Below are 22,589 nucleotides of genomic sequence, written 5' to 3' on the forward strand. Positions count from 1 at the left end.
GAGGTTAAAATTAAAAGATATTTTAAACTAAAAAATATATCATTATAAAGTCATTATAAAAAAAGGAGAAAAAATGCTATCTAAAGAAGTAATAGCTTTGCTAAATGAGCAAATCAACAAAGAAATGTATGCAGCAAATTTGTATTTAAGCATGAGTTCATGGTGTTATGAGCATAGTTTTGATGGTGCGGGGGCGTTTTTGTTTGAGCATGCAAGAGAAGAAAGCGATCATGCAAGAAAACTCATCACTTATTTAAATGAAACTGATTCTAAGGTAGAATTAAAAGAAGTTAAAAAACCTGATAGTGATTTTAAATCATTGCTTGATGTGTTTGAAAAAACCTTTGAACATGAGCAAAGCATTACCGCTTCTATCAATAATCTTGTGGATTTTATGCTTTCAAGTAAAGATTATTCCACTTTTAATTTCTTACAATGGTATGTAAGCGAACAACATGAAGAGGAAGCGCTTTTTAGAGGCATTGTAGATAAAATCAAGCTCATAAGCGACAATGGTAATGGCTTATACATGGCAGATCAATACATCAAAAGCTTGATCAACCATTAATTTTTATTTAGCTTCCTTTATTTTAAAATTTTGGAAGCTAAAATCTTTTATTTTAAAAAATATCTTGTAAAATAAAAGAAAATTTGCTAAAATACCTTTTATTTAAAAGGATTTTTATGCAAATGAATGAAATTACCGATAAACTAAAATTTATACTCCAAAAAGAAGGTATAAAAAACGCTAAAGATTCCGATGTAGCTAAAATACTAAATATCAACCCCGATACTTTCTATAGTATGAAATTTAGAAATTCCATACCTTATAAACAAATACTTCATTTTCTCAATGAAAGAAACATCAACATCAATGCTTTTTTTTATGAAGACTCCCTTGAGAGCAATACTCCAGCACTTAATCTAAATTGTAATGTTTTAAAATATTACGATGTTAATGCCTCTATGGGAGGTGGGGCTTTAAATGATAATGTAAGTTTTTCCGAAGTAATTATAGATGAAAAGCTTAGTGATTTTTTTGGCTCCAAAGATTGCGATATTATTCCTTGTATAGGTGATAGTATGGAGCCTGAAATCAAAGATGATTCTTTATGTTTAGTAGATAAAAGCAAAAGCTTTAAAGAAGGTGGAGTTTTTGCGGTAAATACTCGAGATGGTTTATTTATCAAACAAATTTTTAAAAGCAACAAAGGAGGAGTTTATCTACACTCTTTTAATCTAAGCTATGCTGATGTACATTACCAAAATGGTGATTTTTTAATCGTTGGTAAGGTAGTGGGGACTATAAGTAGAATTTAATACCTGATAAATAACTTCTTTTTTCATAAATAATAATTTTTATTGTTTAGATTAATAAAAAATAAATAAAAATATATTTTTAAGTTAATTTTTATTAAAAAATCGTCACAATTATACTTTAATAGTTAATAGATAATAAATAAGAGTATTTTTATCTTTTAACAAAATACGCGAAAGGGAAGTTATGAAACACAAATTAGCTAAGGCTGCTACCTACGCCTGTTTAGCTTTAGGTATAAGTTTAAGTTCGCAATCTTTTGCTTCTTCAGAGCCTAGAACTCTTGATGGTTATGTAGTTCAAGAAGATGCATTTTTTGACTATCTTTACAAACACCATCCTATTTTTAAATATGAAAAAGAAGGACGTTTGGTGGGTAAATTTACCCATAGCGATAGAACAGAAAACTGGGTTGTTAATCAAAACGGTGCTAAATTTGCCAAAGAGCATGATTTAAAACAAGCTTCTATTACTTATCGTTTGCCTTATGAGTCTTTTTTAGATTTTCCAAATAAATTTGTAGGTCCAAAAAAATGCGGTGAGTGCCACCCTGCCCAATATGCTTCTTGGGAACGCTCTCGTCATGCAAAAACTGTGCGTTTCCCACATGAAATGGAAGAAGTTGGTGGAGCTGATGGTTTAAAAAAACCTATGTATAATTCTCAAGCTACTATTTTACCTGATGGAATTTATCCTAATGATGTTTATGCTCTTATTGGAACACCAAGAACAAAATACGGTTTTATAGATAGATGGCTTGTGCGTGGAACTTACCATGTTGAAGATGGGAATTTGAGTGATTTAAGTGGTAAATTAACCGCTGGTGGCAATCAGTTTTCAAGACTTTGGAGTGAGTTTTTAACGCCTGAAATGGCGCAAAAAATAGCAACATTTGCTCCAGGTTTTCCTACCAAAATGGAAGACTTTGGCGGAAATGGTTCTCAAGTTTGGGGGACAAATTCCTATGCAGCAAGTTATAAAGAAAAAGCAGTGTTTCAACCTGCAACTGCATATTGTGAAACTTGTCATACATTTAAATTTGACTTTAAAAGTAAAGAAGAATTTTACAAAGCCTTAGGCAATCCAAAAGAACTTCAAAAACACACCATTTCAAAAGGGATTACTTGTGAAGAATGCCATGGGGCTGGAGCTCACCTTTATGGTGCAAGAGGTGCGGGTATGCCATCAAACTGTGAAAGATGCCATCAAAGATTTTCTTACAACGAAACTGATGCTAAAATCAACCCTAGAAAACCATTTAATGCATACTTTAAGTCAAGCTGTCCTGCATGTGGAACGGAAGGTGCACAGATGTATTCTTCAGCACACTATGATAAAGGCATGAGATGTAATACTTGCCATGATCCACATGAAGTAACCTTTAATGATTGGAAAAGTGGATATACTAAAACAAAACTTAAAAAAACTTGTAAAGACTGCCATGAAACACAAGCTAGCTTTTTCAAAAAAGGTGGAATTCACGCAAAAGACAATTGTACAGCTTGCCATATGCCAAACATGATGAGTTGTGAAAACTTTGGTGCGGTTCAAAACCCTGACAAAGGTGGTTTTGATAATGTAAGAGCTTCGCATATTTGGAATATCAAAGTAGATAAAACCGCAAAAACACTAAATCCACCAGAAGGCAAAGAAAGATCTCCTAAAGTAAGTGGTTGGACTATAGCTAGAGATGATGAGGGTAGATTTTTCCTTGATTTGATGTGGAGTTGTGGTAGAACAAGCTTTAGCGATATCAATCTAATGGGACCTGGTGCAAGTGGTTGCCATAGTCCAGTACAATCAACTCTACCTGAAAAACTTCATTTTAGCAATCAAGAAATGATTTATGATAAAGTTATGCAGTGGCAAAACCCTGTTAAAGAAGGCTATGAAAAAATCAGACAAGGCATAGCAAACATTGATAAAACTTTTGCTGAAAAAACTAAACTTTCAGTAGAACAAAAATCAAAAGTCTTAAGCCTAACTAATCAAGCTCAAGCCATAGCTGATAGACTAGAAAAAGATGGATCTTGGGGTGTTCATGGACCTGCTTATTCTAAAAAGATCATAGAAGAAGCGTTGATTTATATCCAAGAAGCACAAAATATCCTAAATGGTAAATAAAATAAAGGAAGAATATAACATTCTTCCTTGTAAATAAGGAGCTAGTCTTGAAAAATTTAATTACACGATTTTTTATTGTTTTTTTTGCTCTTTTTACGCCATCAGGATTTGTTTTTGCTGAGGCAAATGGAGAAATAGGAACAATAGAAGGTGTCAAAAGCATTAGTTTAGCTCAAGCTCAAGCAATGCTAGATCAAAATAATACTTATTTTTTTGATGTCAATTCAGAGCAAGATAGACAAACTAATGGTTATATACCTAATTCTATATCAACTTATGTTGAAAATTGGCAAAATTTACTACCGCAAGATAAAAATGCAAATTTAGTATTTTATGGTTTAAATCGTTTTAGATTTGAAGCTTCTCAAGCTGCTGCTGTTGCTATAGAACTTGGCTATAAAAACTCTGTTGTAATGCTTGATGGTATTGAATCATGGGTAACATCAGGTAGAAAAGTCGAAAAAATCGACACTGTAAAATGGGAAAAAGCTAAAGAGATTATTGAATTTAAAGATACGATTCATTCAAGATTTAAATTTAGCAACACTCCTTCTTGTCGTGATTGTCACGCGCAAAAAGACAAGGGTATTAGAGCTGATATTGCAGCAAGTAAAAATCTAATCAACCAAAAATGCGCTACTTGCCACGAAAAAGCAAGCAATGCTTTAGCAAAAAGTGCTCATGGAGTGCAAGAATTTCTACCAAATCAAAGCACAGAAAATAAAAAAGAAAAACCTTCTTGTATAACTTGTCATTCCATCCATGTTAGTCCAAAGCATTCAGGTATTTATTCACAAAAGCAATTAGTGGATCAAAAATGTGCACAATGCCATAAACAAAAAACCAAAACATTCCATATGACTTTTCATGGTAAAGGTATGGTATTAAGCACACCAGGGGAGACTCCAAGTGTTGCTACATGTTCTGACTGTCATGGTAAGCACAATATCTTAAAATCTACAGAGAGAAGTTCAAGTTTATTTCCTATTAACCGTGTTCAAACTTGTCAATCTTGCCACCCTAATTCAAATGAAAATTTTGTAAATTGGATGGCGCATGCTGATCATGGAGATGGAGAAAACTATCCGGGTTTACATGGTGCTTATATTTTTATGACTATTTTAGTTATCTCTGTGTTTGTTTTCTTTGGTGCTCATACTATACTTTGGTGCTTGCGTTTAATTGCTATGCGTATTAAATACCCTAAAGAATGGAAAGAAGCAAGAAAAGCAGCTCATGAAGATAGGGTGAAAGTAAGAAGATTTACCACCTTACATAGAATTCAGCATTTCTTTATGGCAGCTAGCTTTTTAGGGCTTGCTTTTTCAGGTTTACCACAAAAATTTTACGACTCACCATGGGCTAAACCTATGATCGATTTAATGGGTGGAGATATCGTTCATGCAGCTACTATACACCATATATCCGCGATTGTAATGTTTGCGGTGTTTTTCTCTCACATCGGAGAAATTATCATTGTCAATTGGAAGCGTCGCGATGTAGCAAGAGATCCAATAACCGGAAAAATAAGCTTTATAAAAGTCTTAAAAGCGACCTTTGGTCCTGATTCTTTAATGCCAAATTTACAAGATCTAAAAGATATGAAAGATCATTTTAAATGGTTTTTTGGCTTTGGTTCAAGACCACAATTTGACCGCTGGACTTATTGGGAGAAATTTGACTATCTAGCAGTATTTTGGGGTATGTTTATCATCGGTATTTCAGGGCTTGTTTTATGGTTTCCTACTTTCTTTGGTAAATTTTTGCCAGGCGAGGCGATCAACATAGCAACCCTACTTCACTCTGATGAAGCATTGCTTGCTACAGGATTTATTTTTGCAATTCACTTCTTTAATACACATTTTAGAGCAGATCGATTCCCTATGGATATGGTGATTTTCTCAGGAAGTATAAGCGAAGAAGAAATCAAGCAAGAAAGAAGTGTGTGGTATAAACGCTTAAAAGAAAGTGGTAAACTAAGCACTTTATATGAAAATAAAAGTAATTCCAAAATATATCAATGGTTATCTAAATTTATAGGATTTGCGATGCTAATCACTGGCTTAGTATTTTTATCTTTAATGCTTTATACTTTCTTTAACACTATCTTATAACCTTATTCGCTATAATAGCGAATAAGGACTTTTTCCAACTTCTTTAAGGATGTAAAAATGTTTAAAACAATACTCTTACTTAGCCTAACTTGTGCTTTTTTTATAGCATGCTCTAAGGAAGAAAAGCTTGATTCTAATTTAATCTCAAGTGGTACGCAATTTTCCAAAGAAAATTCACAAAAAGCAAAAGATCTAGATAAAAAATCTTACGAAGAAATCGCGCATTTATTTAAAGACAATACCAATATCAAAAGCGATGAAAAAAACATCTTAATCATCTTTAGTGCTAATCACTGCATATACTGTGATAAACTAAAAGAAGAAATAGAAAATGACAAAAAATTACAAAAAATGATACAAGATCAATATAGTTCTTATTATATCAACATAAGCTATAAAAAAATTCATACATTTTATAAAAACCACAAAAGCGATCTAAGTACCGCTGAACTTTCTAGTATTTATAATATCGTAGCAACTCCAACGGTTGTAATTTTAAACCAAAACTACCAAACCTTGCTTAATTACCCTGGTTTTATAAGCGCAAAAAGATTATACGCTACTATGGATTTTTTAAATAAAAGTGAAAATCAAAAATTAGATGAAGCAAGCATAGCGCAAAAGCTTATTCATTATTACAAAGACCACAATATTTAAAGGTTGCACAATGCGGTATTTTTTTTCTTTTGCAATGAGTTTTTCACTTATGAGTGTTTATGCTATAGCATGTGCTGTGGCAACTTTTATAGAAAATGACTATGGCATTAGTGCAGCTAAAGCTTTAGTTTATGATAATGCTTGGTTTGACATGCTACATTTATTACTAGGACTTAATTTAGCCGGAGTAATAATCTATAAAAAATTACTACAAAAGAAAAAATACGCGAGTTTACTTTTACATTTTTCTTTTATCATGATACTTATAGGAGCAGGACTTACGCGGTATTTTGGCTTAGAAGGTGGAATGCATATAAGAGAAAACCAAAGTTCTAACATCATAGCCACAAGAGAAGAATTGATAAAAATAACCGATCTTGATACCAATACAAGTGTAGAATTTCCCATCAGTTTTACACCGCTTAGTCAGAAACATTTTCAAAAAACTTTTAGTTTTGATCATCAAAAGCTAACCGTAAGCTCCATTAACTACACTGCGCAAAAAGACTCTGTAACACCTGCGAGCTTAACACTAAATATTCATTATCAAAATCAAGATAAAAATATCACTTTAAATCCAAATTTCACAGACAAGGTGGCAACTTCATTTTATTTTCAAAACAAAGCTTTTGAGATTAACTGGGGTCCAAGAAAAATCGAACTTCCTTTTGCATTGTATTTAGAAGATTTTATACTAGAACGCTACTTAGGCTCTATGAGTCCTTCTTCTTATACTTCAAAAATCAAAATCATAGATGAAAAAAACCACATCTATCAAAACTATGATATTTTTATGAATAATGTTCTTGATTATGGTGGATATAGATTTTTTCAAAACTCATATGATCAAGATGAGCAAGGAACAATACTTTCAGTCAATAAAGATCCTGGAAAAATTCCAACCTATATAGGATATACTTTATTGATCTTAGGATTTCTATGGGTTTTATTTGATAAAAATTCAAGATTTCATCGCCTCAATGTTTATCTTAAAAAAGGACAAAATTTAACATTATTAACTTTGCTCTTTATAAGCTTGCATACTCCACTTTTTGCCCAAGAAAATAAAAATGAGATTTTAAATTTAATCTCCAATATCCAAAAAAACTCATACGCACATTCTTTAAATTTTGCCAAATTACTTGTACAAGATCACAACGGAAGAATAAAACCTTTAGATACTTTAGCGATGGAATTTATCCATAAAATCACCCAGGAAGATGATTTTTTAAATTTACATTATGATCAAATCTTTTTAGCTATGATGATTTATCCTAATGAATTTAGAAAAATCAAAATGATCTCTACTAAAACTAAAGACTTAAGAAAACTAATAGGCACAAATATCAATGAAAAACATATTGCATTTGATGATGTTTTTGACAATGGAGTATACAAGCTTAGCAATTATGTCGAAGAAGCTAATCGAAAAACCCCTTCACAACGCACAAAATTAGACAAAGACTTGATCGCCTTGGATGAAAAAATCAACCACGCTTATTATATTTATAGTGGACAAGCTTTAACTATACTACCTGATATTAACGAACAAAGTTTAAAATGGTTTTCTCCTGTGCATGTTTTACCTTTTGCCAAAGAAGATATTGAACGCTTACAAATGCTTTTAGTGAATTATTTTCTACAAACTCGCAATGGCATTGAAAACAATCAATGGCAAGACGCAAATGAAATTCTGCAATCTCTAAAAGATTTTCAGCTTCACTATGGCAGCAAGATTTTACCACCAAAAGAAAGAATAGAACTTGAAATACTACTAAATCACTATAATATTTTTGATAATCTCACCTTTATTTATATCAGCTTTTCACTTGTATTTTTTGTTTTGAGTTTTTATGTTATATTAAAAAACACCACTTTATCATCTTGGGTATATGGGTTTTTTTATATTATTTTGAGTATTTGTGTGTTAATACATGCACTAGCTTTAATCATTCGTTGGTATGTAGGCGATCACGCTCCTTGGAGTAATGCTTATGAAAGCATGGTTTACATAGCTTTTGCATGCGCGATAAGTGCTGTGGTGTTTTTTAGAAAATCACTCTTAGCCTTATGTGGAGCAAGTTTTTTAGCAGGAATTGCACTTTTTGTTGCACATCTTGGTTTTATGGATCCGCAAATTGGAAATTTAGTTCCTGTTTTAAAATCATATTGGCTTAATATTCATGTATCCATTATAACAGCAAGTTATGGATTTTTAGCGCTTTGTTTTATACTTGGAATTTTAAGCTTAATCCTTTTTGTCCTAAGAAATCAAAACAATCATATCGATAAAAATATCTTAAAACTGCATTGTATTAATGAAATGTCTATGATCATAGGACTTGCGATGCTTACTATAGGAAATTTCTTAGGTGGAGTATGGGCCAATGAAAGCTGGGGGAGATACTGGGGTTGGGATCCAAAAGAAACTTGGGCTTTGATTTCTATTGTAGTTTATACCATGGTATTACACTTAAGGTTTATTGTTAAAACTAGTTTTATTTTTGCTTTTGCAAGTGCTAGTATTTTGACATTTTATAGCATATTAATGACTTATTTTGGAGTAAATTTTTTCCTTTCTGGTTTACATTCTTATGCCAATGGAGATAGTTTTAATATACCTATTTATGTTTATATCTTAACAATGCTCATTTTGATTTTAATACTACTAGCAGGAAGAAAAAGAAATATCAAAACGCCTAGTTTTTAAACTAGGCTCTACTTTTTTCAATTTCCTGAAGTGCTTGAATAAGCTCTTTTAAATTTTCATATGGAATGTGAATTTTCCAATCCACTCCACTTTCTTTTTTTAAAGCCACACCAATACTTAATATATCTTCACTCCCTACTCCATAAGGATTTGCAAGATGACAAAGGCTAATTTCGCCGTTTTTACTGCCATGTAGCTCTATGCTTTTGTATATTTTTTTACTCATGTTTATCCCTATAAGCTGAAATAATTTTTGCCTGAAGTTTTAACCAATCTTTTTGAAGCATAATAGGAAAACCACCATATACTCTAGCACCCTCAAGGCTTTTAGTCACCCCACCTCTTGCTGCTATGGTAGCAAAATCTCCTATTTCTAAATGACCACTTGTAGCACTTTGTCCACCCATAATGACATTTTTACCCAAAATACTCGAACCTGAAATTCCACTTTGTGCTACAATAAGACAATTTTCTCCAATCTCACAATTATGTCCTACTTGAACAAGATTGTCTATCTTAGTACCTTGCTTGATAATAGTGCTTTCAAAAACTGCTCTATCAATTGTCGTACAAGCACCAATTTCCACAAAATCTTCCAAAATAACATTGCCATTGTGGTAAATTTTATAATGCTCACCATTTTTTGTATGGGCATAACCAAAACCATCACTACCTATAACACAATTTGCTAACAAATGACACTTTTTACCAATTTTAGTATCATTATAAATCACAACATTAGGATGAATGATAGTATGCTCGCCTATACTTACATTATCCCCTATATAAGCTCCTGCCATTACCACTACATGATTAGCTATTTGGACATTTTCACCTATATAAACATTTGGCATGATTTTAGCACTTTTAGCAATGTGAGATTGTCTTTTTTCACTAGCAATCAAAGGTTTAGCAAAAAGTTTGCTTAAAAGCGCAAAGGATAAATGTGGGTTGTCAACAACTAATTCAATACAATCTTTTGAAACCAAATTTTCAAATTCTTTAGATACCAATATAGCCCCTGCTCCGCTGCTGGCTATTTTTTTAGAATTTTTTTCCCCATCACAATAGCTAAGCTCAGTAAAACTTGCATTATTCAAAGAATTCAAAGCTGTAATCTCTATATCATCTCCACAATATTCTATGCCTAAAAATTTAGCAATTTCACTAATTTTCATTTTACCTCCATTAAAATAGAACCACTTCTTACTACACTTATGGGATTATACTTTTTCATGGTTTTTAAAAAGTTATCAATATTGCAAGCATCATCACACGTCATCACAATAATACATTGATCATCACTATAAGTTACACTACCATTGTAAGCTTTTAATATAGTATCTAATCCTGCAAAATTTTCACTTAATGCGATTTTAACTAATGCTGTTTCTTTTTCTATAAAATCACTTGAATCAATCACCTTATAAGTAGGTATGAGCTTATGTAACTGCTTGATAATTTGCTCGAAAACTTTTTCATCGCCTAAGGTAACGATGTTTATCCTCGAAAAATCCTTATCATCAAGTGGAGCCACGGTGAGAGATTCTATATTATAACCTCTTCCTGAAAAAAGACCAACTACGCGCGATAACACCCCGTGTTCGTTTAACACAATAACTGAAATCACCCTTCTTTTCATTTTTTATCCTTGTTTTTGAAACTAGGTAAAATCATATTATAAATCGCTCCACCCGCTGGTACCATCGGCAGTACATCTTCATAGCGATCTATCGCTACGTTTAATACATAGGTTTTATCAGATTCTAAAGCTTTTTGAAAAGCTTTTTGAAATTCTTCCTTACTAAAAACATTGCAACCCTCACAGTGAAATCCTCTTGCAATCCCTACAAAATCAGGCTGAATGCTTAAGTCTGTATTGGAAAATCTTTCTTTGTAAAACATACTTTGCCACTGTCTTACCATACCTAAAAAGGAATTATTTAAGATAATATTAATCACTTTTATACCATAAGCACTTGCTGTCATTAGCTCTTGTATATTCATCAAAAAAGATCCATCACCAACAAAATTTACCACCACTTCTTCACCCACAGCTAATTTAGTTCCAAGTGCTGCTGGTAGAGAATAACCCATAGTTCCTTGACCACCACTTGTTGCAAGTTGTCTTGTATAATTAAACGGATAAAATTGCGCTACCCACATTTGATGTTGCCCCACATCTGTGATAATTCTCGCATCAGGAGCCAACCTAGCACACTCTTCTATTACCCACTGGGGCTTTAACACTTCATCACTATCTTCATAGCTTAATGGATATAGCTGCTGATATCTTTGTAGAGTTTTAAACCATTCTTGATACTGAGTCTGATCCAAATTTTCTTTTTTTAACTCTTCTAAGGTATCCATAATCACACTTTTAATATCCCCAACTATAGGATAATGTGCTTCAATGATTTTAGAAATAGAACTTGGGTCTATATCAATATGGACAATTTTTGCACTCTTTGCAAATTCACTTGTTTTTCCTGTAATTCTATCATCAAATCTAGCCCCTACAGCAATTAACAAATCACATTCACTTAAAGCGATATTCGCACAGTAACTCCCATGCATACCTGCCATTTTTAAATTAAGCTCATCATCACTTCTTAAAGTTCCTAATGCCATTAAAGTTTCAACCGCAGGAATTTGACAAAAATGAATTAATTCTCTTAATGCATCACTAGCATTAGAAGCTATACAACCTCCACCTAGGTAAAATAAAGGTTTTTGGGAATTTTTTATCAAGCTAACTAGTTTTTTAATTTGCTTAATATTTCCCCTATAAGTAGGCTTATAAGTCTTCATGAAAATTTCTTTAGGATAATCCCAAACACCCGTAGCCGCAGTAACATCTTTAGGTATATCAATATGCACAGGTCCTTTTCTACCTGTTGTAGCAATATAAAAAGCTTCTTTTAAAATTCTAGGTAACTCTTCAATATTTTTCACTAAATAATTATGCTTCACACAAGGTCTTGAAATACCTATAGCATCAATTTCTTGAAAGGCATCTGTTCCTATTAAAGAATTTGCAACTTGAGCTGAAATTAAAACCAAGGGGATAGAATCGCTATAAGCAGTAGCTAAACCTGTAACTGTATTAGTAAAACCGGGTCCACTTGTAACTACTGCCACACCAACTTCACCACTCATTCTAGCATATGCATCAGCACTATGCAAGGCTGCTTGCTCATGTCTTACTAAAATATGCTTGAAATACGTTTGTTTATAAATTTCATCATAAATATTTAAAGCTGCTCCACCAGGATAACCAAAAACAACCTTAACATTCTCTTCTTTTAGTGTTTCACAAATCATTTGCGAGCCATTTAGCTCCTTCATTATTTTACCTTTTTGTTGAAAAATGGAAAATATTATAACGATAATTTGATAAATATATTTTTATAAGAGGAGTTTCTTGAAAATCAAGAAACTCCTTGGGCTTTTTTAGCGTATTCTATGCCCAAATCAAAGGCCTTAGCATTTGCTTCTTTAGTTTTTGCAGGCACCATATCAAGCATAGTTTGTTTTAAAGCTTCAATATCAATGCATTTGCTCATATAAGCAGCTATAGCTAAAGCAACGACTGATTGAGTAGCTACATTACCTACTTCTTCCTTAGCTATAGTAATAATAGGAATTTCAAAAATTTTCCATCTAGCATAATCCTCTTTGCTTGGATGAACTAAATTTGGCTCTACAACTATAACACCGCCATCACAAACACCATCTTTGAAATTATGATAACCCTTATCAGCAGTTGAAAGCATAAAACCAACCTCACCTTCTACTGCATAAGGAAAAAAGATTTCACTTTCATCAATGATAATATCAACCTTAGTTGGTCCACCTCTAACTTGAGAAGTATAAGTAGAAGCTTTAAAAGCATTGCGCCCTTCTTTAATGGCAGCTTTAGCTAAAATTTCACCTGCAGTGATAACTCCTTGTCCACCTTCACCGCAAAATCTTAATTGATATTTCATTTTAATGCTCCTAAATCAACCATTCTTTTTTCTTTTAAGGCTCTTCTAACTTCTTCATAAGCTTCGCAATATTCTGCCTTGCTTTCATCTTGATGTAAAATTCCTGTAGGGAATTTATCTGCTCTTTGCTCATAGTCTAATTGTTCAAATTTAAACTTATCCACGCAACGATTTTTAATCCAATCAAGCATGCTTACAGCTTCACCCATTTTATTTTTTCTACCTAAATTGATATGGCAGTTTGAGAATACATCAACAAAACTATAACCCTTATGCGATAAAGCTTTAAAAATAATATTTTCAAGCTTATTTGCTTCAATCACGTTTGTTCTTGCCACAAAAGAAGCTCCTGCAGCTTTAGTTAGCTCACATGCATCAAAATTGGGATCAATATTACCTGCTTGTGCTGTTACAGTGTAAAAACCTTGCGGAGTAGTTGGCGAGGTTTGTGAATTAGTAAGACCATAGATGAAGTTATTGATCAAAATATGTGTTATATCTATATTTCTTCTGCAACCATGGATAGTATGATTTCCACCAATTGCCAAAGTATCACCATCTCCACTTACTACGATTACATGTTTTTTAGGATTTACTAGTTTAATCCCTGTTGCATAAGCAATAGCTCTACCATGGGTAGTATGCACTGTATTACAATTTACATAAGAACTCATTCTACCACTACAACCTATGCCAGAAACTAAGCAAACATCATCCATATTCCAGCCAAGTTTTTGAATAGCTCTAATAATAGCTTTTAAAACAACGCCATCCCCACAACCCCAGCACCATTGCGTTGGAAGTTTATCTACTCTTAAATACTCATCATAATTAAAAGCCATCTTACATATTCTCCTTTACTTTAGCAATAATTTCACTTGGGGTTATAGGGCGACCATTTGCACGGTGCAAGCTAATAAAATCATCTCTTTTGCTCACTCTTTGAATTTCTTCTAAATATTGCCCCATATTAAGCTCACTTACCATAACTTTTTCAAATTTAGATACCACTTGAGCTATTTTTTTCTCAGCTACTGGATAAAGAGTAATAGGTCTAAAAAGCCCTACCTTTAAACCCTCTTCTCTAAGTCTTAAGATAGCTTCTTTAGCAGATCTTGCAACACTACCATAAGCAATAATCAAAAACTGTGCATCATCACACATAAATTCTTCATAAGTACAAATTTCATCTGTGTTGTTTTTAATCTTACCAAACAATCTTTTCATATTTTTATCTACAATCGCCCCATCTTCAGTTGGAAAACCAATATCTCCATGATGAAGCCCTGTGATATGATAGCGATAACCTTCAAAGAAAGGATTAAGTGTCGCAGCTTCATTTTCCCCTGCTGCATAAGGCTTATAGTCTTTTTTGTCGCCAGTAAATTTTTTACGATTGATGATTTTTAATTCTTCTAAATCAGGTAATTTTGCCTTACCATTCATATGTCCTATTGTTTCATCTAAAAGTAAAAATACTGGTGTCATGTATTTTTCTGCCAAATTAAAGGCTCTAATGGTTTCAGTATAAGCCTCTTCTAATGAAGCAGGAGCTAAAGCTATACTCGCATAATCACCGTGTGTTGGAGCTTTTGCTTGAAATAAATCTCCTTGCGCAACTCTTGTTGGAAGCCCTGTTGATGGTCCACCTCTCATAACATTTACAATTACTAGTGGAATTTCAGCTATAAAACCTAGACCAATTTGCTCAGCTTTTAAAGAAATTCCAGGGCCACTACTTGCCGTCATGGACTTAACTCCACTCATTGAAGCACCCAAAGCCACACTAATACCTGAAATTTCATCTTCCATTTGAATAAAAGTACCATCATTTTTTGGCAACATATGGCTTAGCTCATGCGCTATTTCAGAACTTGGGGTAATTGGATAGCCACCAAAAAATTTACAGCCACAATCAATTGCAGCTTTTGCTACTAAAACATTTCCTGTTGATATAATCTCTCTCATTGTTTTTCCTAAGCATTTAGTTTTTTGTATTTATTTTCTTTGACTGCTAAAGCTCTTTCTTTGGCTTCAGGTGTAAGCTTTGCGAATTTAAACTCATCTCTCTTAGCAACAAAAATTGCAAAATCAGGACAGTGGCTTTCGCACTCGCTACAGCCTATACAAGAATCAGGATGAACCACTTCTATCATCTGTCCTAAAACTGCACTGATTTCATCTCTCATTGCTAAAACTCCAGCTGGACAATAGCTAACACAGATATTACAAGCTTTGCATCTTGCTTCATCAACCCAAACTGGTGTATTTTCTGGAGCTACCATTAATATTCCTTTCTAGTTTTTGTAATTTTTTTAATGATTTTTTATCAAAAGTTATTTTTAAACAAACTTTTTATTATAGCGAATTTATAGCATTATTTGAAAGATAAAATAAAACAATTGAAGTTTTATCACGCAAAGTAACATTAGGAGTAGTAACTCCTAAAATATCATTTATAATTGTATTGAATGAAAGATTTTTCCAAAGCTAGTTGCTCATGCTCACTTAATTTCAACTCTAAGGTTTCAAGCACACCCTCAAGACTGATTCTTGCCATAACCCCAAAAGCTTTTCCGTATAAGCCATATTCACCATTTAAAATCACACTCATAGGTAAAAATTCTCCACTTTTTAAAGCTTCCATCATTCTCACACAAGCACTTGCTGGAGCTAAATATGCTGAAGTTTTTAAGTGTTTAATCACCTTAGCACCGCCTGTTTTGACTTCATGTTCTATTTGAGCGATAACTTGTGCATTTAACACTTCATCTAAGGCTTTGTTTTTAATTTTACTTTGTGATTGGATCAAAACCATACTGTCATTATGAAAACCTATTAATTTAGTATCTACTTCTGATGTTTTTAAATTTAATCTTTTGCTTAGCTCGTATTTAAATCTTGCATTATCTAGTACCCCTGCCATAGCGATAATTTTATTTGATCTAAAAAGCTTACTTTTATAAAGAGTATTAAGTAAAAAATCCACCGGATTACTAACTATGATAAATAATGGATCTTGATTATATTGTTTAATGCATTGTGCGCATTCGAGCATTATTTTAGAATTTATCGTAAACAATTCATCTCTACTTTGCCCTTCTTTTCTAGCCACACCCGCACTAAAGATAACCACTTGAGAATTTTTGGTATATTTATAATCACTCGTACAAGTAATTTTTACATCAAAATTAAACGCTGCAATGCTTTGGCTTAGTTCCAATTCTCTTGCAAGAAGCAAATCTTTATTAATATCAACCAAAACAAGCTCGCTGATTAACTCTCTTAAAATCAATGCATAAGCTACACTTGTACCAACATTTCCAGCACCTATGATAGTGATTTTCATTGTCACTCCTTTTGTAGTTATTTTACTAAATTTGCTGGTAGCTCGAAAATATTTTTTATCAAATGATATGGAAGCTGTAAGCTTTGTGCAATCAGCTGAGTTTTAAACTCAGGGTTATCTAGCGTTCCACCTAATTTAATTTGTGTACTAATTTGTCTATCTTTTCCTAAGATAATCTGGTTAATAATTGGCACTTTAGAGATCACAGAACTAGCTGATTTTAATGTTCTTAGCTCTAATAAACCATCAACTTGACCACTTCTTAAATTCACCTTAGCTTGACCTAAAATATCTGCGCTATCTCCATTGAAATTAAGCGCATCAATTTCAAAAAGATCTTTTTTTCTACTAAAACTCACACCTGCATTTTCAATACTAAAACCTTTTTCATTGAAAGTTGGGGCTTTAAATAAAAGCAAACTTGGTATAGTATCTATAAAACTCAAAAGCTGTTGGTGAAATTTAAGATCTTTTAAATATGTATCTTTAAATAAAAACTTTCCTTTAAAAAAATCTGTACTATTACCATCTATATAAAGGTTAAATTCACCTTTTTCAAAAGCATTTTGTCGCATAAAAGTATTTAAAAAATCATCATCCATTTTCAAAGCTCTAATTTGCATCTGATTTTCTTTTAATAAAAAGTTAAATTTAGATTCACCGCGATTTGCCTGTGCTTTTACAAAATCTTTTTTTACATTTGCACTAAATTGATCAAAATCTAAAGTTTTGTTAAAATCTTTCAAAATCAAATCTATATTTTTCCCGCTAATATTATAAGTTAAATTTTCAAGAGCATCTAAGGTGTTTTCTGTATCTTGCTGAGAAATCAATAAATTAATATTATTTAAAGTGATATTTACATCATCATTGTCTTTTTGTGCAAAAATACTACCACTTGCACTAGCTAAATTAAAATCCTCTCCTTTTATTTTTATGCTAAAACTATCATACTCATAAGGATTATTATCTTTATAAAGTAAAAATGACTCAAAAGTAGTATTGTTAATATCTACATTAAAATCTTGAAAATTTAAAGTATTTAAAGATAATTCCCCATCATGTATTTTATTTTTTTGCATTAATTTAGAATAATTTTTATATTTTGCAAGTTTTTCAACGTAAACAAACATACCTTGATCAAAATTTAATGTTGTAGTAAATTCTTTATTATACAAATTAATATTTTTATCAAAATCAAGGTTTAGATCAAGAAATTTGTTTTCCATTTTTAAGCTATCTTGTGGTAAGTCTAAGTTTGTTATAAAAGTTTCAAAATCACCTTTTTTCTGCTTCAAATCAACACTTGCATTAAAATCACCATTAACTATGCTACTTTGTACGCTTGCATTTTGTATATCTAGTCTATCTTTTTTCAAAGTAACATTTGCTTGAGCTATCTTAAAATCACTTATATTTATATTTGAATTAATCATATTAAAACTACCATTATAAGCGATTTTCTCAGGATGTTCAAAAGGAATTTTTAATATCAAATCAGTCTTTGTAATACCATTATTTTGCAAAAATGGTAATTTTATATCATATAAAAGCAAAATTTTATTAACTCTATAATCAGCTCTAGCATTATCACTTTTAATACGTATATAAATTCCTGCTTTTTCATTTAGCATATTATCTATATAAATTTGACTTTGAGTTAGTTCATAATTATTAAAATGTAATTCATCATAAATAAAATCAAGTCTTTGTTTGGCAAATTCAAGCCTTACAAAAGGACTAACAATAGGATCAATTCCTTTATCCAAAACCACTCTTAGATTATTCACATAGCCCTTAGCTTTTATATCATCTAAATAATACCTATGCTTTCCAAAATCCGCAAAACCATTTAATTCTTCGATAAAATAAAAATCTGCTTTAACCTTGCCTCCCACCCAAAGATCCAAGTTAGTCGGGAGCTTCACTCCATTTTCTGTAAGAATATGGAAGATTTTAGAAATATTATTTGTGCTGATATTTTTTAACTCATATGCAACTTCTTCTCTTTTAAGTGAAAATTTAACATCGCTTTTTAAAAAATCACTTTCAAGCTTACCTCTAAATGTGTAAAATTTGGTTTTGGGATTTACCATTAAAGTACCCATAATATTAAGATCATAATCTTTTAGAAGAAAATTATTTACATCAACTTGAATTTTTTTATCATCAACTTTTAAATTAAGTTTAATCAACAAATCCTCACCATTGACAAAAAACAAATCATTTTTGTATACAAACTCTACTGGATAATTATTGACTAAAATTTCTCCAATGCTTACTTCTTGAAAAAACCAGTACAAATACTTCACATCTTTTATAATCTTAATAGCTTTACTTGCGCTAGTATCATTTTGCCCCTTTTGATTGTGCGAATTAATAGTAACTTTTTTTGCATTTAAAATAAGTTTTTTATCTAATTTAATATATAATTTCTCCAAATTTATAGAAGCAATCTCGATTTTTTCTATATAAATTCCATTTTTGAGGTAAATAAACAAAGCTATGAAAAAAATAATAGGCAATGCTAAAAATTTAAGAATTTTTTTAATATGTTGTGATTTTGTTTTAATTTTTCTTTTATCCATTTTTTACTATCTACTCTTACCCATAAAAACAAACTCCGTGGTTTTTATACCACAAGGTTCTGTAAGTAAGATTATAACGCAATTAGATAAAAATAACTATAAAATGAGCAGTATTGACAAATACACTTTGTATTTTTTAGGTCATCCTCAATCTGGTTGGATCAATATAGGCACAAATGCACTCAACCGAGCTGAATTTTTACACAAACTTACCATCGCCAAAGCAGCACTTGAAACCATTACACTCATTCCTGGAGAAACCACAGAGATATTCTTTCACGAATTAGCCCCTAAGCTTAACTTAAACGCTAAAACTTTAATGCAAGAATTTTACAAACAAAGTCCTTTTAAAGAAGGCATGCTTTTTCCTGAAACTTATAAGATTCCAAAAGGCATTACAGAAGAGCTTTTAGTAAAATATCTTTTAGCTTATTCTACTAATGAATTTAAAAAACTTTCTTTTAAAATTTTTAGAGAATATAATGAAAAAAAATGGCATGAATACATCATTATAGCTTCCATTATTCAAAAAGAGGCAGCGGATAATGAAGAAATGCCTATCATCTCATCAGTAATTAGAAATCGCTTAAAAAAAGGCATGAAGCTTCAAATGGATGGAACACTCAACTACGGAAAGTACTCTCATGAAAAAGTTACCCCACAAAGAATAAGATCAGACAATAGCTCTTATAATACTTACAAATTCAGTGGCATACCAAAAGAAGCTGTGTGTAATGTTTCATTTGAAGCGATTAAAGCGGCTATTTTTCCTGCTAAAACAGAATATTTATATTTTGTAAGAGACAAAAAAACCAATAAGCATATTTTTACCTCTACTTTAAAAGAACATAATAAGGCAATAAGAAATTAATTATAAAATTTCTCTTTGCCCTTTTGCATCAGGTTCGCTTAAAACACCCATTTGAGAAAGTTGTTCTATGATGTTTGCTGCGCGGTTATAGCCTATTTTTAAGCGTCTTTGCAGATATGAAATACTTGTTTTTCTATCTTCTAAAATCACTGCTTTTGCTTCTTCATAAAGATCATCTAATTCCCCATCATCTATTTCGCTTCTTTTATAAACCCCATCTTGACTGTCATCTTTCAAAAAGCTTTCATCATATTCAACTACTTGTTGAGCTTTTAAAAATTCTACGATATTTTCGATTTCATTTTCACTTGCAAAAGGAGCATGTAAACGCACCAAACCACTCATACCAGGAGGGGTAAATAAACAATCCCCGCGTCCTAACAAACTCTCAGCACCCATAGAATCCAAAATAACCTTAGAGTCTATTTTTTGTCCTACTTTATAGGAAATCCTACTTGGTAAATTCGCTTTTACAACCCCAGTAACCACATCTACCGAAGGGCGTTGAGTAGCTACGATTAAGTGGATTCCGCTAGCTCTTGCCATTTGTGCTAAACGACCTATATAAAATTCCACATCTTTACCCGCTGTCATCATCAAGTCAGCTAATTCATCGATGATCACCACGATAAATGGCAAGATCTCTCCGCCTTGTTCTTTGATTTTTTCATTATAATTTTCGATGTTTTTAGTTTTTGCATCAGCCATCAAGCGGTATCTTCGCTCCATTTCAGCTACCATATTTGATAATGCATTAACCGCCTTTTTAGGATCAGTGATAACCGGGGTAAGTAAATGTGGTATATCATTATAAATGCTAAATTCAAGCATCTTAGGATCTATCATCATAAGTCTTAAAGTTTTTGGTGAATTTCTATAAAGCAAAGATAAAAGCATAGAGTTAATCCCTACACTTTTACCGCTTCCTGTTGTTCCCGCTATTAAAAGATGAGGAAGTTTTTTAAGATTTGTCACAAAAGGATCGCCTACTATATCTTTACCCAAAGCTATAGTTAAAGGTGAGCTAGAGTTTTTGAATACATCGCTTTCTAGAATTTCTCTTAGATAAATCGTGTCGATTTGCTCATTTGGTACCTCTATACCAACCACATCTTTACCTGGTATCGGGGCTTGAATTCTTATAGTTTGCGCTTTTAAAGCCATAGCTAAATCATCTTGCAAAGATAAAATTTTACTCACCTTTACATCAGCTGCAGGGCGGAATTCAAAAGTGGTAACAACAGGTCCTGTATAAGTTCTAACCACATCGCCACCTATTTTAAAGCGTCTTAATTTTTCAAGTAAATCATAAATTTTTCTATCAATCTCTTCTTCATTGATTTCACTTTTGCCTTCTTTTGGCATAGTTAAAAAATCTAAAGGTGGTAAAGAAAAATCTTTTGGCTTTTCAAAATTTCCAAAGTCAAGATCTTTTAATAAAGCTTTATTTTCACTCACTTCATTAGTGATAGAATGGTGTGTTTTATTTTCTATTACTTCCGCTATAGGCTTTTGGATAATTTCAAATGGATTTTTTTCTTCTTTAACTTCATTTTGCACTTCTTCTATCACAAAAGGACTTTCATAATTTTTTTTACTTCTTAGCTCTTCTATGCCAACAGGCTTAGTAAAATCATCTTCACTAAAATCTAATTCTTTTACTTCATTTTGTGGGATAAAATCTTCATCTTTAAAATCTTTCACCCCTAAAAACCTAGTTTTATTTTGGATTTTTTTAAACTCAGCCTCTTTTTGTGCCTCTAAGGCGTTTAATTCTTCGATTTTTTTAAAATCCTCATTAAGCTCTTCTAAAATTTTTTCTTTTTGCAAGGCTTTATATTCTTCTAATAATTTAGCTTTTTGTAACATTTGCTCACGCTCTTTAAGTTCTTTAGCAAACAAAGAATTTTCTTCTATCACTTCTTCTTTATTTTCATTGAAATCCATGTTGCGTCTTTTATAACTTGGCTCATCTAAATTTTTACTTTTTAAAGTTTGAGTATAAATATCTTCACTATTATTTTTATATTTTGACAAATACTCTTCAGGGGTCATTTCATTTTCCTTTATATTTATTTGGCTGGCTTTTTGTGCAAAATTTGCGATAGGTTCTGAAAGTTCATGAATATAACTTGAGCTTAATTTTTTATCCTCTTCGCTAATTATCACTTCTTCTAATTCTTGATTTTTCAAATCTTCGAGGTTGAATTTTTTACTTTCTTGAGCCTCTTGCTTTGGTAGTTCTTCTTTTTTAACAAATTCTTCTTTTTTCTCTTTGATTAAAAGCTCTTGTTTGAGTTTTTCTTGCTCTTCTTTGGTTTCATTTTCATACTTATCGCCACCAAAAAAGCCAAAAATTTTATTTTTAATTAAAGTTTCTAGCTTTAAATAAAAATCAAAATCAAGCTCTATTTTAAACACATCTTTTATAATTTGCGGAAAAGAAATACTAAAAGCAAAAGCTAAAAGCAAAATTACCAAGATTAAACTACCAATTTTTCCAAAAATTCCATCTAAAATCACAAACATAGCAGAAGCTATATAGCCTTTATCTTGCAAGAATGCTGAAGCAAAAATAAGCGAAGCAAAAATACAAGCAAAAACAGCCATACTAAATCTACGCTCTATAAGTTCAAAGTTATAATCATTTTTATACAAAAGATAATTAAACCAAAAAAAGACAAAAGGATAAAATTTAGTCAATGATCCAAATAAAAAATAACTAAGTTTTGCTAAAGAATATCCTATGATACTTACCAAAGCTTGATCAGGTATCAAAACACTTAAACAAAAATAAAAAATAAAAATATTAGAAATAACAAAAATAGCTTCTTTTTTTATAATATATCCTTTATAAAGAAAAAGCTAT

At 31.7% G+C, this 22,589-nt stretch carries 18 protein-coding genes; 7 read left to right on the forward strand and 11 right to left on the reverse strand.

What is annotated here, in order from left to right; all coding sequences use genetic code 11:
* The first annotated feature begins 73 nt into the window (after positions 1 to 73).
* The 6 genes from CSUB8523_RS04745 (at position 74) to CSUB8523_RS04770 (ending at position 8,923) form a co-directional block, all read left to right on the forward strand.
* Positions 74 to 568, forward strand: a complete 495-nt coding sequence (locus CSUB8523_RS04745) for a ferritin (RefSeq protein ID WP_039663757.1) — start codon at positions 74 to 76, stop codon at positions 566 to 568.
* A gap of 116 nt (positions 569 to 684) precedes the next feature.
* Positions 685 to 1,320: a S24 family peptidase gene (locus CSUB8523_RS04750; RefSeq protein WP_043019791.1), complete on the forward strand. Its 636-nt coding sequence runs from the start codon at positions 685 to 687 to the stop codon at positions 1,318 to 1,320.
* Positions 1,321 to 1,504: 184 nt separating this feature from the next.
* Positions 1,505 to 3,442, forward strand: a complete 1,938-nt coding sequence (locus tag CSUB8523_RS04755) for a multiheme c-type cytochrome (RefSeq protein WP_082019368.1) — start codon at positions 1,505 to 1,507, stop codon at positions 3,440 to 3,442.
* Between the two features lie 47 nt (positions 3,443 to 3,489).
* On the forward strand, positions 3,490 to 5,556 hold the full coding sequence (locus CSUB8523_RS04760; RefSeq protein WP_052243670.1) for a cytochrome c family protein: 2,067 nt from the start codon (positions 3,490 to 3,492) through the stop codon (positions 5,554 to 5,556).
* Positions 5,557 to 5,613: 57 nt separating this feature from the next.
* Positions 5,614 to 6,213 (forward strand): SoxW family protein, encoded by a 600-nt coding sequence (locus CSUB8523_RS04765; RefSeq protein ID WP_052243671.1) that lies wholly within the window; start codon positions 5,614 to 5,616, stop codon positions 6,211 to 6,213.
* Between the two features lie 10 nt (positions 6,214 to 6,223).
* Positions 6,224 to 8,923, forward strand: coding sequence for a cytochrome c biogenesis protein (locus CSUB8523_RS04770; RefSeq protein ID WP_043019793.1), 2,700 nt, complete (start codon positions 6,224 to 6,226; stop codon positions 8,921 to 8,923).
* Between the two features lies 1 nt (position 8,924).
* Here the strand turns inward: CSUB8523_RS04770 and CSUB8523_RS04775 are convergent, their stop codons facing one another.
* The 10 genes from CSUB8523_RS04775 to CSUB8523_RS04820 form a co-directional block, all read right to left on the reverse strand.
* Positions 8,925 to 9,149 carry a hypothetical protein gene (locus CSUB8523_RS04775; RefSeq protein WP_052243672.1) on the reverse strand — a complete coding sequence of 75 codons (225 nt, stop codon included), beginning with the start codon at positions 9,147 to 9,149 and terminating at the stop codon, positions 8,925 to 8,927.
* Complete coding sequence (gene lpxD, locus CSUB8523_RS04780; RefSeq protein WP_043019795.1) at positions 9,142 to 10,101, reverse strand: UDP-3-O-(3-hydroxymyristoyl)glucosamine N-acyltransferase; 960 nt, start codon at positions 10,099 to 10,101, stop codon at positions 9,142 to 9,144. The genes CSUB8523_RS04775 and lpxD overlap by 8 nt, the downstream gene beginning before the upstream one ends.
* Entirely contained in the window at positions 10,098 to 10,565 is a 468-nt protein-coding gene (ilvN, locus tag CSUB8523_RS04785) for an acetolactate synthase small subunit (RefSeq protein WP_039663769.1), read from the reverse strand. Before ilvN ends, lpxD begins: the two co-directional genes overlap by 4 nt.
* A complete protein-coding gene (locus CSUB8523_RS04790; RefSeq protein WP_043019796.1) occupies positions 10,562 to 12,271 on the reverse strand; it encodes an acetolactate synthase III, valine-sensitive, catalytic subunit in 1,710 nt (569 codons plus the stop codon). Before CSUB8523_RS04790 ends, ilvN begins: the two co-directional genes overlap by 4 nt.
* 83 nt (positions 12,272 to 12,354) lie before the next feature.
* The gene (locus CSUB8523_RS04795; protein ID WP_043019797.1) at positions 12,355 to 12,912 is read right to left on the reverse strand and encodes a 2-oxoglutarate:acceptor oxidoreductase, gamma subunit; all 558 of its coding nucleotides are present in this window, start codon (positions 12,910 to 12,912) and stop codon (positions 12,355 to 12,357) included.
* Complete coding sequence (locus CSUB8523_RS04800; RefSeq protein ID WP_043019798.1) at positions 12,909 to 13,754, reverse strand: 2-oxoglutarate ferredoxin oxidoreductase subunit beta; 846 nt, start codon at positions 13,752 to 13,754, stop codon at positions 12,909 to 12,911. The genes CSUB8523_RS04795 and CSUB8523_RS04800 overlap by 4 nt, the downstream gene beginning before the upstream one ends.
* A gap of 1 nt (position 13,755) precedes the next feature.
* A complete protein-coding gene (locus CSUB8523_RS04805) occupies positions 13,756 to 14,880 on the reverse strand; it encodes a 2-oxoglutarate synthase subunit alpha (protein ID WP_039663778.1) in 1,125 nt (374 codons plus the stop codon).
* Between the two features lie 8 nt (positions 14,881 to 14,888).
* Positions 14,889 to 15,203 carry a 2-oxoglutarate:acceptor oxidoreductase, delta subunit gene (locus tag CSUB8523_RS04810; protein WP_039663780.1) on the reverse strand — a complete coding sequence of 105 codons (315 nt, stop codon included), beginning with the start codon at positions 15,201 to 15,203 and terminating at the stop codon, positions 14,889 to 14,891.
* A gap of 161 nt (positions 15,204 to 15,364) precedes the next feature.
* The gene (locus CSUB8523_RS04815; protein WP_043019799.1) at positions 15,365 to 16,261 is read right to left on the reverse strand and encodes a malate dehydrogenase; all 897 of its coding nucleotides are present in this window, start codon (positions 16,259 to 16,261) and stop codon (positions 15,365 to 15,367) included.
* Between the two features lie 17 nt (positions 16,262 to 16,278).
* Entirely contained in the window at positions 16,279 to 18,849 is a 2,571-nt protein-coding gene (locus CSUB8523_RS04820; protein ID WP_069107228.1) for a YhdP family protein, read from the reverse strand.
* Between CSUB8523_RS04820 and mltG the strand changes: the two genes are divergently transcribed.
* Positions 18,767 to 19,720 carry an endolytic transglycosylase MltG gene (gene mltG / locus CSUB8523_RS04825; protein ID WP_082019369.1) on the forward strand — a complete coding sequence of 318 codons (954 nt, stop codon included), beginning with the start codon at positions 18,767 to 18,769 and terminating at the stop codon, positions 19,718 to 19,720. The genes CSUB8523_RS04820 and mltG overlap by 83 nt on opposite strands.
* Here the strand turns inward: mltG and CSUB8523_RS04830 are convergent, their stop codons facing one another.
* Entirely contained in the window at positions 19,721 to 22,330 is a 2,610-nt protein-coding gene (locus CSUB8523_RS04830; RefSeq protein ID WP_417903408.1) for a DNA translocase FtsK, read from the reverse strand.
* Positions 22,331 to 22,589 lie beyond the last annotated feature (259 nt).

Origin of the sequence: Campylobacter subantarcticus LMG 24377, assembly GCF_000816305.1 — a bacterium.
Classification (GTDB): Bacteria; Campylobacterota; Campylobacteria; order Campylobacterales; family Campylobacteraceae; genus Campylobacter_D; species Campylobacter_D subantarcticus.